Annotated in this window: 8 protein-coding genes; 2 read left to right on the top strand and 6 right to left on the bottom strand. The window is 72.1% G+C overall.

The window, feature by feature from the left end:
- Positions 1 to 310: 310 nt before the first annotated feature.
- The 4 genes from ald to pyrG all read right to left on the bottom strand — a co-directional run bounded on the left by ald (position 311) and on the right by pyrG (position 6646).
- The gene (ald, locus tag ABD973_RS25320; protein WP_007263308.1) at positions 311 to 1426 is read right to left on the bottom strand and encodes an alanine dehydrogenase; all 1116 of its coding nucleotides are present in this window, start codon (positions 1424 to 1426) and stop codon (positions 311 to 313) included.
- 151 nt (positions 1427 to 1577) lie between these two features.
- Positions 1578 to 3596, bottom strand: coding sequence for a tetratricopeptide repeat protein (locus ABD973_RS25315; protein ID WP_125604143.1), 2019 nt, complete (start codon positions 3594 to 3596; stop codon positions 1578 to 1580).
- A gap of 678 nt (positions 3597 to 4274) precedes the next feature.
- Positions 4275 to 4907 (bottom strand): NUDIX domain-containing protein, encoded by a 633-nt coding sequence (locus tag ABD973_RS25310; protein ID WP_125602709.1) that lies wholly within the window; start codon positions 4905 to 4907, stop codon positions 4275 to 4277.
- A 92-nt stretch (positions 4908 to 4999) separates the two neighbouring features.
- Entirely contained in the window at positions 5000 to 6646 is a 1647-nt protein-coding gene (pyrG, locus tag ABD973_RS25305; RefSeq protein WP_125602700.1) for a CTP synthase, read from the bottom strand.
- 423 nt (positions 6647 to 7069) lie between these two features.
- On the opposite strand from pyrG, the gene ABD973_RS25300 reads away from it, so the two are divergent.
- Together ABD973_RS25300 and ABD973_RS25295 are read left to right on the top strand one after the other, a co-directional pair.
- On the top strand, positions 7070 to 8899 hold the full coding sequence (locus ABD973_RS25300) for a glycoside hydrolase family 15 protein (RefSeq protein WP_206436500.1): 1830 nt from the start codon (positions 7070 to 7072) through the stop codon (positions 8897 to 8899).
- 69 nt (positions 8900 to 8968) lie between these two features.
- On the top strand, positions 8969 to 10351 hold the full coding sequence (locus ABD973_RS25295; RefSeq protein ID WP_125820685.1) for an FAD-binding oxidoreductase: 1383 nt from the start codon (positions 8969 to 8971) through the stop codon (positions 10349 to 10351).
- A gap of 31 nt (positions 10352 to 10382) precedes the next feature.
- On the opposite strand, the gene ABD973_RS25290 is transcribed toward ABD973_RS25295, so the two are convergent.
- Positions 10383 to 12017, bottom strand: a complete 1635-nt coding sequence (locus ABD973_RS25290) for a flavin monoamine oxidase family protein (protein ID WP_164720860.1) — start codon at positions 12015 to 12017, stop codon at positions 10383 to 10385.
- A gap of 15 nt (positions 12018 to 12032) precedes the next feature.
- The gene (locus ABD973_RS25285) at positions 12033 to 13592 is read right to left on the bottom strand and encodes an APC family permease (RefSeq protein WP_125820686.1); all 1560 of its coding nucleotides are present in this window, start codon (positions 13590 to 13592) and stop codon (positions 12033 to 12035) included.
- Positions 13593 to 13682: the final 90 nt, after the last annotated feature.

Here is a 13682-nt window from a genome sequence, read left to right as displayed (position 1 = left end):
TCGGACGTGACCAGGACACTTATCGATAGGTCAGCGTTGCACCATGCCGACGGTTGGCGACTCTATGGCGTGTCACCGCCCAGCGGCAACACAATCCGCCGGACCCGGCACGATGTGTCGGCAACCGAACACCACTCTGTCAAGGGCGTGCGCGCTGTCACTGCGAAGTTTCGCGGGTGTGCGAAAGGGTTAAAGGGTTACGTTCGAGGCGAGTTGAGCGGGCTCCGCGGGGCCGCCGCAAACGCGTCCGGCCGGACCTTGCGGGCAAGGTCCGGCCGGATACGTGAGATTGACGTCAGTCGTTGACGGTTCAGCCGAGCAGCGTGCTGAGCTCGAGGGTCTCGAGGCCGTGGGCCTCGGCGACCGGGCCGTAAACGACCTTGCCGTCATGGGTGTTGAGGCCCAGGGCCAGCGCCGGGTCACGGCGCAGCGCCTCGGCCCAGCCGAGGTTCGCGAGCTGCACGATGTACGGCAGGGTCGCGTTCGTCAGGGCGTAGGTGGAGGTGTTCGGAACCGCGCCCGGCATGTTGGCGACGCAGTAGAAGACCGAGTTGTGGACCTGGAAGGTCGGCTCGGCGTGGGTGGTCGGACGGGAGTCCTCGAAGCAGCCGCCCTGGTCGATCGCAATGTCGACAAGGACACTTCCGGGCTTCATCTTGGCGACGAGCTCGTTGGTGACCAGCTTCGGGGCCTTCGCACCCGGGATCAGCACGGCGCCGATGACGAGGTCGGCCTCGACGACGGCCTTCTCCAGCTCGTAGGCGTTGGAGACGATCGTCTTGATCTTCGTGCCGAAGATCTTGTCGGCCTCGCGGAGCTTGTTGATGTCGCGGTCGAGCAGGGTCACGTGGAAGCCCATGCCGATGGCGATCTGCGCCGCGTTCCAGCCGGAGACGCCGCCGCCGATGACCACGCACTCGCCGGCGTGGGTGCCGGGGACACCGCCGGGGAGGACGCCGCGGCCGCCGGCCGAGCGCATCAGGTGGTAGGCGCCGACCTGCGGGGCCAGGCGGCCCGCGACCTCGGACATCGGGGCGAGCAGCGGCAGCGCGCGGTTGGCGAGCTCGACCGTCTCGTAGGCGATGGCGGTGGTGCCGGACTCCAGCAGGGCGTCCGTGCACTCGCGCGAGGCCGCGAGGTGCAGGTAGGTGAAGAGGGTCTGGTCCTTGCGGAGGCGGTGGTACTCCTCCGCGATGGGCTCCTTGACCTTCAGCAGGAGGTCCGCGGTCTCCCAGACCTCGTCGGCGGTGCCGAGGATCTCGGCACCGGCGGCGACGTACTCGGCGTCCGTGATCGAGGAGCCGACACCGGCGTTCTGCTCGATGAAGACCTGGTGGCCGTTGCGGACCAGCTCATGCACGCCGGCGGGCGTGATGGCGACCCGGAACTCGTTGTTCTTGACCTCGCGGGGGATGCCGACCTTCATCGTCGATCACGGTCCTTGACTCAGGGGATATTACGGGGCACTTCCATACATACCCGCCCACAAGAACGCGCAACGGGATGCACCACTGATGTCGTGGTGAAGCCAGTCTAATGAAGGATGAGGCGCTGTCTAGCCTTGCAAACCAATAATTTCAGTCGGACACACTACGGATTTCGCAGGCTGCGGGGTCGTCCCCCAGCAATCTGTCTGCTGCGGAGCGGTGCAGCCTCGCCGCCGCCGGGTCGCCCAGACGGTCCAGCGTGTCGGCCAGCCGGACCTGCAGTGCGGCCTGGAGCCGCTGGTCCCCCGCCCGGCGCGCCAGCTCGACGGCCTCGCGGCAGGTGTGCAGTGATTCCTCGGGCCGGCCGGCGTATTCCTGGACCCGCGCCATCTCGCTCAACGCCTTTGCCTGGCCCGGGACATCGGCCAGCCGGCGGTAGCCCGCGGCGGCCGCCCGCCAGCTGCGCAGGGCCTCCCCGTAGCGGCCCGCGTAGGTGTGCACGTTGCCGAGCCGGCCGTAGAGCCTGGCCTCGTCCGCGCGCTCGCCGCGGGCCAGGGCGTGGGCGAGGGCGCGGCCGAACCAGTCGGAGGCCCGGGGCCAGTCCGCCAGCTCCTGGTACGCCCCGCCTACGGATTCCATCGCGCGGCCCGTCGCGTACGGGTCCTTCGCGGCCTTCCCGGCGCCCAGCGCGGCCCGGTACCGCGCCAGCGCCTCCTGGGTCCGGCCGGTCTCGGCGTCCAGATCGGCCAGGTTCAGCAGGGCGGCGGCCCGCTCCCGGTGCAGGCCGCGCCGCTCGGCCACGTCCAGGACGAGGCGGTGCAGCCCGTACAGCTCGGGGGCGGCCGCGTCGGTGCCCCGGTGCCCGGCCAGGGCCCGGACCAGGGCGGAGACGAGCCGGCGGGCCAGGGTGTCCAGGCCGCCGTCCGCCACGGCCAGGTGCGCGGACGCGGTCAGCGCGGGCAGCCGGGTCTCGAGCCAGGTGGCGGCCGCCCGGCGGTCGGGGAAGCGCAGGGCCCGGGGCGTCCCGTCCAGGTGCTCGCGCAGCAGCCCGTCGTCGTCCTCGTCGGTGTCGGCCATGGCCCGGCAGGAGGTGAGCAGCCGTACGGTCCGCTCCAGCATCCGGGCCCGCGCCAGCTGCACCTCGGCGGGACGCTCCTTGGTCTCCAGCAGGGCCTGGAGGAAGGGCGCGAGGCAGCCGGGCAGCAGGAAGAGGCCGTCCGGGGCGTGGCGTACGAGGCCCAGCGCGGCGAAGTCCTCCAGGGTGGACTGGGCCGCGGCGACCGAGCAGCCGGCCAGGGCCGAGGCGGTGTGCGAGTCGAGGTGGCCGGCCGGGGCGAGCGGCAGCAGGTGCAGGGTACGGCGGGCGGGCTGCGGCAGGGACTCGTACACCAGCCGGAAGGCCCGGCCCAGCGGGCCGGTGGTGCCGGGCGGCATCTCGTGGAGCTGCTTGGCGAGGTCGGCGACGGCGGCCTTGGGGTGGGCGGCGAGCCAGCCGCCGGCCAGGGTGAGCGCCGCGGGCAGCCCCCCGCACTCCTCGGCGAGGGTCTCGGCGGCACGGGGGTCGACGGCGACGCGGGTGTCGCCGATGATCCGGGCGAGCAGGCCGACGGCGGAGGCGGGGTCGAGGCCGCCGAGGGTGCAGGGGCGGACGTCGGGGATCCCGGTGAGCGGCCCCTCGGCGGTGACCACGACCAGGCACTCGGGGGTGTCCGGGAGCAGGGCGTCGACCTGCTGCGGGTCGGCGGCGTCGTCGACGAGCAGGATGGCGCGGCGGTCCTTGAGGGCCTCCCGCAGGGCGGCGCTGAGGTCGTCCTCGCCGGCCCCCGGCGGGGTGCGTTCCCCGAGCGCCTCCAGCAGGGTCCGGGCGGCCCGCTCGGTGGCGACGGTCTCCCCGCCGGGCTCGGTGAGCCGGACCCGGAGCAGGCCGTCGGGGTACTGGGGGGCCACCTCGCGTACGAACGCCTCGGCGAGGGCGGTCCGCCCGGACCCGGGCCGCCCGGCGACGAGCAGCACCCGCGCGCGGGGCGCCTTCGCCTTGCGGCCCGAGAGGGTGTCGAGCCCGGTCCGCGCGATGTCCTCGCGCAGCTCCTTGAGCTCACGCCGCCGCCCGACGAAATCCGCCACGGATCCGCTCCTCTCCCTGCCTTCGGGTTGCTGAGCGTAGTTCACGCAGAGCGACGGGCTGCGGGGAGCGCGGCCCGTAGATCGCCCGATCGGATCAGCCGATGTCCCTATTTCTGAACGCGCCACTCGCGCGGCTCGGCCGCAGGCGGCCACTCCCTCTTGACGCGCCCCTCGCGCGGCTCGGCCGCAGGCGGCCACTCCCTCTTGACGCGCCCCTCGCGCGGCTCGGCCGCAGGCGGCCACTCCCTCTTGACGCGCCACTCGCGCGGCTCGGCCGCAGGCGGCCTCCCCGGCTTCGCGCCGCTGCGCCGGACTCCGTCCGGCGGCCTGCCGGGCGGGGCCGGTTCGGGTGGCGGGGCCGGTGGGTCGTCTGCGGGTCCGCTGCCGCTGCGCGGGGCCGTGTCCCCTACCCGCCCTTCGCCCGTTCCCCGGGCTCCGCCCGGACCCGCGCCTCAAACGCCGGCGGGGCTGAAGAACCGGGGCTCCGCCCCGGACCCCGATACCGGACGCTCCGCGCCCGGTGCGCTCAATCGCCGCGCGGGCTGGATTCGCGCAGCGAATTCCAGCCCCGCCGGCGTTTGAGGCGCGGGGGTCTGGGGGCGGAGCCCCCAGGGGGTCCGGGGCGCAGCCCCGGGGAACGGGCGAAGGGCGGGGCGGGGAGCAGCGCCGCGCAGCGGGACACGCAGCTGCCCCGGCGCACCCCGGCCCGCGCAACGGCTACGGCTACGCCTCGTACGGCCGGGCAGGCCAAGGGGCGTCGGCCGGGCGGAGCGCCGCCAGGCCGCCCTCGGAGGCCAGCGCGGCGGTGAGGGCCAGGACGCCGGTGACCAGCGCCGGGTTGCCCAGCTCGCCCGCCAGGATCCCGCGGACCAGCCGCTCCCGCGCGACCCACTCCACCTGCATGTCGGCCTCCTCGGAGGAGGCCTCCGCGTACCGCTCCCCCTCCGCGTCCGCCACGTCCCGCGCGAGGAAGACCCGGATCGCCTCGTCGGAGCCGCCCGGGGAGGCGAAGAAGTCGGCCAGCACCCGCCAGTCCCCCGCCTTGACGTACGCCTCCTCGTACAGCTCCCGCTGCGCCGCGTGCAGCGGGTTCTCCCCGGGCACGTCCAGCAGCCCGGCGGGCAGTTCCCACAGCCGGTGCCGGACGGGGTGGCGGTACTGCCGGATCACCAGCACGCGGTCGTCCTCGTCCAGGGCGAGCACGCACACCGACCCCGGGTGCACCTGGTAGTCCCGGCGGGATACCGAGCCGTCCGGCATCCGCACCTCGTCGGAGCCCACCGCCGTCTTGGCGCCCTGGAAGGGGCGGCTGGTCGACACCGTCTCCCAGGTCTCCGACGTGTCCTTGATGGCGATCCCCATGGCCAGTGCCCTCCACAACGCGCGACAGCCGGGTACGGATGATCCGTACCCGGCTGCCTACGTTACCGAGCGTCAGCTACCGCGCGTCAGCCCTGCTGCTGGCGCTCCACGGCGGCCTTGACCAGGCCCGCGAAGAGCGGGTGCGGCCGGGTCGGGCGGGAGCGGAGCTCCGGGTGGGCCTGGGTGGCCACCAGGTAGGGGTGGACCTCGCGCGGGTACTCGACGTACTCGACGAGCTTGTTGTCCGGGGAGGTGCCGGAGAAGACCAGGCCGGCCTTCTTCTCCAGCTCGCCGCGGTAGGCGTTGTTGACCTCGTAGCGGTGGCGGTGGCGCTCGTCGACGTACGCGTCGCCGTAGACCTCGCGGACGATCGAGCCCTCGGCCAGCTTGGCCGTGTACATGCCCAGACGCATGGTGCCGCCCAGGTCGCCCGCGCCCTCGACGAAGGCCAGCTGCTCCTCCATGGTCGAGATGACCGGGTGCGGGGTCGAGGCGTCGAACTCGGTGGAGTTCGCGTCCTCGATGCCCGCCAGGCTGCGCGCGGCCTCGATGACCACGCACTGCAGGCCCAGGCACAGGCCCAGCAGCGGGATCTTGTTCTCGCGGGCGTAGGTGATTGCGCCGACCTTGCCGTTGACACCGCGGTCGCCGAAGCCGCCGGGCACGCAGATCGCGTCCACGTCGCCGAGCTGCGCCGCGGCACCGGCCGGGGTCTTGCAGTCGTCGGAGGTGACCCACTTGATCTGGACGCGGGCCTTGTTGGCGAAGCCGCCGGCGCGCAGCGCCTCGGTCACCGACAGGTAGGCGTCCGGCAGGTCGATGTACTTGCCGACGAGCGCGACCTTGACCTCGTGGTCGGGGTTGTGGACGCGGTCCAGCAGGTCCTCCCACACCGTCCAGTCGACGTCGCGGAAGGGCAGGTCGAGCTTGCGCACGACGTACGCGTCCAGGCCCTCGGTGTGCAGGACCTTCGGGATGTCGTAGATCGACTTGGCGTCGATCGCCGCGACCACGGCCGCCTCGTCCACGTCGCACATCAGCGAGATCTTGCGCTTGATGGAGGTGGGGACGTCGCGGTCGGCGCGCAGCACGATCGCGTCGGGCTGGATGCCGATGTTGCGCAGGGCCGCGACGGAGTGCTGGGTGGGCTTGGTCTTCAGCTCGCCGGAGGGGCCGATGTAGGGGAGCAGCGAGATGTGCACGACGAAGACGTTGTCGCGGCCGACCTCGTGGCGGACCTGGCGGACGGTCTCCAGGAACGGCAGCGACTCGATGTCGCCGACCGTGCCGCCGACCTCGGTGATGACGACGTCGACGTCCTCGGTCGCCATGCGGCGGATGCGGTGCTTGATCTCGTTGGTGATGTGCGGGATGACCTGCACGGTGTCACCGAGGTACTCGCCGCGGCGCTCCTTGGCGATGACCGTGTTGTAGACCTGGCCGGTGGTGACGTTGGCCGAGCCGTCGAGGTCGACGTCGAGGAAGCGCTCGTAGTGGCCGATGTCCAGGTCGGTCTCGGCGCCGTCGTTGGTGACGAACACCTCGCCGTGCTGGAAGGGGTTCATCGTGCCGGGGTCGACGTTCAGGTACGGGTCGAGCTTCTGCATCGTGACCCGCAGGCCGCGCGCCTTCAGCAGCGCACCCAGGCTGGAGGCCGTCAGGCCCTTGCCGAGGGACGAAGCGACACCCCCGGTGACGAAGATGTGCTTGGTCGTCATGGATTTGGGCGGCATCGCCAAGAGGGGGCTCCCGTGGTCGCGAGGTGAGGTGCGTCCGGCGACTTCTCCCGTTTCCGGGGGTGCCGAAGCTGCGGTTTCGGGGCCCCTGATTCGCACAGGCAGACCACCGGTCCACGGGGTACCAGCCTATCAGCGCCCGGGACGGTCCGCCTCCGGGCGCGCTGCGCGACGCCGGGCGCCGCTCCCCCGGTCGGCCGTTACCGCAGGTCACCCGTTTGGCCGAGTGACATTGTCCCGATACTTAAGGAGATCACTAGGGTTCGCTCATAACGTGCTCGCACACCGCTGCACATCGTCGCCGAGCAGTCCGGCAGACGGCGTAACAACGCCGGTTCCGGCAATCTAGGACTCGACGCGGGGATCCCTGCGCACAGGAGACCGCGCGACAGCGCATTGCAAGCGCCCTTCGGGGCGGACGTGGCCGTTCGACTGGAGACCAACGTGTCCGGGCGCATCGAGGATTACGCACTGATCGGGGACATGCAGACCGCGGCGCTGGTCTGCCGGGACGGCTCGGTGGACTGGTTGTGTCTGCCACGTTTCGACTCCCATGCCGTCTTCGCGAGCCTTCTGGGCACCGAGGAACACGGGTTCTGGCGCATCGGCCCGGCGTTCCCCTCGGGTGCGGAGCCGCCGCGGGCCGCCCGCCGGCGCTACCGGGGGGACTCCCTGGTGCTGGAGTCGGAGTGGGACACCCCGCGCGGGACCGTCCGCGTCGTCGACTTCATGCCGCCGCGCGAGGACCACGCGCCGCAGCTGATCCGCATCGTGGAGGGCGTCAGCGGGCGCGTCCCGATGCGCTCGGCGCTGCGGATGCGCTTCAGCTACGGGCGGGTCGTGCCGTGGGTGCACAAGGTGGACGGGCGCACCGTGGCCGTCGCCGGCCCGGACTCGGTCTGGCTGGACTCCGACGCGCAGACGTACGGCAAGGACCTGACGACGTACTCCGACTTCACGGTCGGGCCCGGCGACCGCGTGGCCTTCGCGATCAGCTGGCAGCCCTCCCACAAGGGCGCCCCGGAGACCCCGGACGCGGCGGCGGCGCTGGAGGCGACCAGCGAGTTCTGGCGCGAGTGGGTGGACCTGTGTACGTACCACGGGCCCTACCGGGAGGCGGTGATCCGTTCGCTGATCACCCTCAAGGCGCTCACGTACGCGCCCACGGGCGGGATCGTCGCCGCGCCGACGACCTCCCTCCCCGAGGAGATCGGCGGCGTCCGCAACTGGGACTACCGCTACACATGGCTGCGCGACGCCGCCATCACCCTGTCCTCGCTGCTGCGCACCGGCTACCGCGGCGAGGCCGCCGCCTGGCGGGACTGGCTGCTGCGCGCGGTGGCCGGCGACCCGGAGAACCTGCAGATCATGTACGGGATCGCCGGCGAGCGCGAGCTGGGCGAGACCGAGCTGGACTGGCTGCCCGGCTACGAGAACTCGGCGCCGGTGCGCGTCGGCAACGGCGCCGCCCACCAGCTCCAGCTCGACGTGTACGGCGAGGTCACCGAGGCCCTGCACCTGGGCCACATGACGGGCCTGGCCCGCAACGACTACGCCTCGGTGCTCCAGCTGAAGCTGATCCGCTACCTGGAGACCCACTGGATGGAGCCGGACGAGGGCATCTGGGAGGTGCGCGGTCCCCGCCGCCACTTCGTGCACTCGAAGGTGATGGCGTGGGTGGCCGTGGACCGCACGATCAAGCTGATCGAGAGCGGGGACGCGGACGGCCCGCTGGAGCGCTGGCGCGAGATGCGCGACGCGATCCACGCGGACGTGTGCGAGAAGGGCTACGACCCGGAGCGCAACACCTTCACCCAGTCCTACGGGTCGCGGGAGCTGGACGCCTCCCTGCTGCTGATCCCGCAGATGGGCTTCCTGCCGCCCGACGACAAGCGGGTCATCGGCACCATCGAGGCGATCCAGCGCGAGCTGTCGACCCCGGACGGTTTCATCCTGCGCTACCCGACGGCCGGCGAGGAGGCCGGGGTGGACGGGCTGGAGGGCGACGAGGGGGCCTTCCTGGCGTGCTCGTTCTGGATGGCCGACGACCTCGCCATGATCGGCCGGGTCGACGAGGCCCGCCGGCTCTTCGAGAAGCTGCTGGCGCTCCGCAACGACCTGGGGCTGCTGGCGGAGGAGTGGGACCCCAAGCTCCAGCGTCAGGTGGGCAACTTCCCGCAGGCCTTCAGCCACGTTCCGCTGATCGACACGGCGCTGCGGCTGACGGCGAGCGGGGCCTACGGCGGCTGACGCGCGGGTCCGGGGCCGCCCGCCTAGCCTGTAAGGGTCCTTTGCCCTCCACGGGAAAGGGGGGTGGCCATGGCGCCCCTCTCGAAGGCGGGCGCGGCCCTCGCCGCGCTCCGCGAGGATCTGGCCGGTGACGTCTTCGCCCCGGACGACCCGGGGTACGACGGGGCCCGGACCCTGTTCAACGCGATGATCGACCGCAGGCCGGCGGTGATCGCCCAGTGCGAGGGCGCCTCGGACGTGGTGACGGCGGTGCGCTTCGCCCGCGAGCTGGACCTGCCGATCGCGGTGCGCGGCGGCGGGCACAGCGTGGCGGGGATGTCCCTCAACGACGGCGGCCTGGTCGTGGACCTGCGCCGGATGCACGCGGTGACCGTCCATCCGGCGGCGCGGGCCGCGCACATCGGGGGCGGTGCCGTGATGAGCCACCTGGACCGGGCCTGCGAGCCGTACGGGCTGGCGACCACCGGGGGCCGCGTCTCCACCACCGGCGTGGGCGGCTTCGTCCTGGGCGGCGGCACGGGCTGGCTCGACCGGAAGTTCGGCCTGGCGGTGGACAACCTGCTGGGCGTGGACCTGGTCACCGCCGACGGCGAGCTGCTGCACGTCACGGCCGACGACCACCCGGACCTGTTCTGGGGGCTGCACGGCGGCGGCGGGAACTTCGGCGTCGCGACCTCGCTGACGCTGCGGCTGCACGAGCTGCCGCAGATGTCGATCGCGTTCCTGCTGTACCTGCCGGAGCGCGGCCCGGACGTGGTGCGCACCTTCCGGGACGTCATCGAGTCGGGTCCGCCGGAGGCGGGCGGCGGCGCGATCTACATGACGGCGCCGCCCGAGGAGTTCGTCCCGCCGCACCTGGTGGGGCTGCTGGTCGCAGGCGTGCTGCTCACGTACGCGGGCCCGGAGGAGGGGCTGCGCAAGCTGGCCGAGCCGCTGCTGGCGATCCCGCACGAGGTGGAGATGGTCACGCCCATCCCGTACGCCGACCTCCAGTGCATGATCGACGACCCGCCGGGCCTTCGTAACTACTGGTCGGCCGAGTACCTGACCGGTGCGCCGGACGCGTTCGTGGACGCGTTCTGCGCGCGGGCCGGCTCGATGCCGGTGCCGACGGGCACCCAGCACGTGCTGTTCCCGCAGGGCGGGGCCATCGCCTCCGGCCCGGCCGGCTACCCGGTCCCCTACCGTGACGCGCCCTGGGCGGTGCACCCGTTCGGGATGTGGGAGGACCCGGCCGACGACGACCGGGTCCGGGAGTGGGTCAGGGAGGTCCGCGCCGACGCCCGCCCGTGGAGCACCGGCGCGGTGTACCTCAACTTCACCGGGGACGAGGGCGCGGACCGGGTCGCGGCCGGCATGGGCGCCGAGAACATGCGGCGCCTGGGCGAGCTGAAGCGGCGTCACGACCCGGACAACGTCTTCCGCTTCAACCACAACATCAAGCCCCTGTGAGGCGCCCCCGCGCGCGTCCGGGGCGAGGGCGTCAGGTGAGGGCGGCGATCACCTCCCGGGCGGCCCGCTCGCCCTCGGTGGCGCCGCCCTCCATGAAGCCCTGGAAGTCGTAGCTGCAGTGCTCGCCGCCGATGTGGATCCGGCCCTGCGCGGTGCCCTCGTACTTGGCGTAGCGGTGCAGGTAGCCGGTCGGCCAGTACGAGTACGCGCCGAGCGAGTACGGGTTGCGGTGCCAGGCGGAGAGCTGGGCGCGGCCGGTCCAGGCCGCCTTGGTGCCGGGGTAGAAGGAGTCGATGCCGGTGAGCATCCGGCCCGCGAGGGCGCGTACGTAGGGGTCGGAATCGGTGGCGAAGGGGCTGCCGGGGGTGAGCGAGCCGGCCAGGGTGCCGCCGCCGTACTGGAGCAGGATGCCCCCGTTGCCCGGCTGGACCTTGGTGGTGTCCCAGGTCTGCTGGACGTCCAGGTCGGTGAAGCAGTCGCCGGCCGACACCCCCGGCCAGGGGCCGCGGCCGCGCCAGGGGCGGCTGGTGAACTGCATGTTGAGCTTGGTGCAGTAGCCCATGCGGGCGTCCCGCAGGAGGTTCCTCATCAGCGGGTCGAAGCCCGCCTGGGAGGTGTCGATGCGCTGGAGGACCGGCAGGGGCAGGCACAGGACGGTGTGGTCGGCGACGGCCGTGCGGGTGGCGCCGGAGTCGTCGAAGGTGAGGGTCTGGGTGCCGTCGGCGTTGGCGCGTACGGCGAGCAGCGAGCGGCCCATGACGAGCGTGCCCGGGGTGAGGGCGGCGGCGATGGCGTTCGGGAGGCGGTCGTTGCCGCCGACGACGTGGTAGCGCTCGTTGGACAGGCCCCAGACGTTGAAGTTGCCGGGGTTCGGCTGGTAGCCCATCAGCAGGACCAGGGCGAGGGCGGACTGCTGGTCCGTGTCGGCCCCGTACTCGACGTTGTACGCCACGTCGATGAACCGGCCCAGCTGCGAGGTGTGGCCGCCCGGGATACGGGTCTCGATCCACTCGTACAGGGTCATGTCGTCGAGGGCGGTCCCGGCCGGGGTGGAGCTGTTCCAGCTGACCTCGCCGGCTTCCTGGAGGTCGCGGCGCAGCGCCTGGTAGACGGCCTTGAAGTCCTCGTCGGCCTGGGTGCGCGGGTAGTAGGTCCCGTTGAACCACAGGACTTCCTCGGCTCCGTTCGGGCCGCCGCCGAGGAAGTCCTCGACGGGCAGGTCGAAGCGGCGGCACAGTTCCAGGATCTTCTTGTGGCTGGTGTCGATCAGCTCGCCGCCGATCTCGGAGGTCTGTCCGTACGCCCACAGGGAGCGCTGGGTCCACATGCGGCCGCCGACGCGGGCCGGGTTGGCCTCGTAGAGGGTGCAGGGGACGCCCGCGTCCTGGAGGGTGAGCGCGGCGGTGAGGCCGGAGATCCCGGCGCCGACGACGGCGACGCGGGCCGGGGCGGCGGGCTTCTTCGCGGGGGCGCCGTCCACGGCGTACGCGGTGGCGGCCGTCGCCGAGGTGGCGAGGGCGGTGCCGAGGCCGAGTGCGGCGGCTCTGGAGAGGAGTTCGCGGCGGGTGGAGCCGCGTACCTCGGCGACGGGAAGCCGCAGCCGGCGGGCGGCGGAGTGCTCGGCGGCGAGTCGCTGGAGCGCGTTCATCAGTGGCGTACGGGCCATGGCGGTGGCTCCTTCTCAGACGTTCGCGGCGGAGGGGCTGGAGTCGTCGGCGGGCTCGCCGGCGGGCTCGTCGGTGCGTTCGGCGGAGTCCTCCAGGACCACCCGCCCGATCACCTCGTAGCGGGCGGGGGCCTTGAACTTCAGCCAGAGGCCGAGTCCGAGCCCGCCAAAGAAGACGGACCCGACGATCCACGGGATCAGCGTGAAGAAGAACGAGTCGGCGGCGAGCCCGGCCGCCGTCCTCATGTTGACCAGCAGCAGGACGACCACGGCGGCCATGGCGACGCCCCCGGCCAGCGGTGCCGTGAAGGTGCGGAACCAGTGCCGGTCCTCGGGGTGGTTCTTGCGGAAGTAGCCGATCACCGCGAAGGAGCAGAGGGTCTGGACGATGAGGATCGCCATCGTGCCGAGGATCGCGAGCAGCGTGTACAGGTGGACGTACGGGTCCTGACCGGTCAGCCAGAACAGCCCGACCAGGCCGGTGGCGATGGCCGTCTGCACCAGGGAGGAGACGTACGGCGACCCGTGCTCGGCGTGCGTACGGCCGAGGGCCGGGTGCAGGAAGCCCTCGCGGCCGATCGCGTAGAGGTAGCGGGCGGCGCACTGGTGGAAGGCCATCCCGCAGGCGAAGGAGCCGGTGAGCAGCAGCCACTGGAAGGCGTCGACGGCCCAGGCGCCGATGAAGGCGTGGGTGGGGGCGAAGAAGAGGTCGAGGGGGCTGGTGGAGGCGGAGAGCTCCACGGACCGGGAGAGGCCGTTGCCGGCGATGGTCATCCAGGAGACGTAGATGTAGAAGAGGCCCACTCCGACGACGGAGATGATGGTGGCCTTGGGGATGACCCGCTTGGGGTCGCGGGACTCCTCTCCGTACATCGCGGTGGACTCGAAGCCGACCCAGGACCAGAAGGCGAAGAAGAGGCCGAGTCCGGCGGAGGTGCCGGTGAAGGCGTTCTTCGGGTTGACGGGCTCCAGCGGGATGCCGTCGGGACCGCCGCCCGCGATCAGTACGGCGGTGGCCACGGCGAAGAGCACCGCGATCTCGGCGACGAGCATCACGCCCAGCGCCTTGGCGGTGAGGTTGATGTCGAAGTGGGCGAGGACGGCGGTGACGGCGAGCATGGCGGCCGCGTAGAGGATCCACGGCAGGTCCACGCCGAGCTGGTCGTGGACGGTCGTCTTGGCGAAGTAGGAGAAGACGCCGACGATGGAGGCCTCGAAGACGATGTACGCGAGGACGGCGAGCATCCCGGAGGCCATGCCGGCGATCCGGCCGAGGCCGTGCGAGATGTACCCGTAGAAGGCGCCGGCGGCGGTGATCCGCTTGGCCATGGCCACGTAGCCGACCGCGAAGACGGTGAGGACGACGGTCGCGAAGAGGTATCCGGCGGGGGCGCCGGTGCCGTTGCCGAAGCCGACCGCGATGGGGAGGTTGCCGGTCATGGCGGTGATCGGCGCGGCGGTGGCGACCGCCATGAAGACGACGCCGACGAGGCCGACGGAGTTGGCCTTCAGGCGCTGGACCGGGGGTGCGGCCCCGGCGGCGGCGGGCGGAGGCGTGGCGCTGGCTCTGCTCATGGGTCCTCGTTCCTGCTTGCTGGTCTGTCGTGCCGGCCTGTTTTCCTGCTCTGTCCGAGGGCCGACACTCTCCACCGGCGTGACGCACGC

The sequence above is a fragment of the Streptomyces racemochromogenes genome, assembly GCF_039535215.1.
In the GTDB taxonomy this organism is placed as follows: Bacteria; Actinomycetota; Actinomycetes; order Streptomycetales; family Streptomycetaceae; genus Streptomyces; species Streptomyces racemochromogenes.
This window is presented reverse-complemented; position numbering and strand designations above follow the sequence as displayed.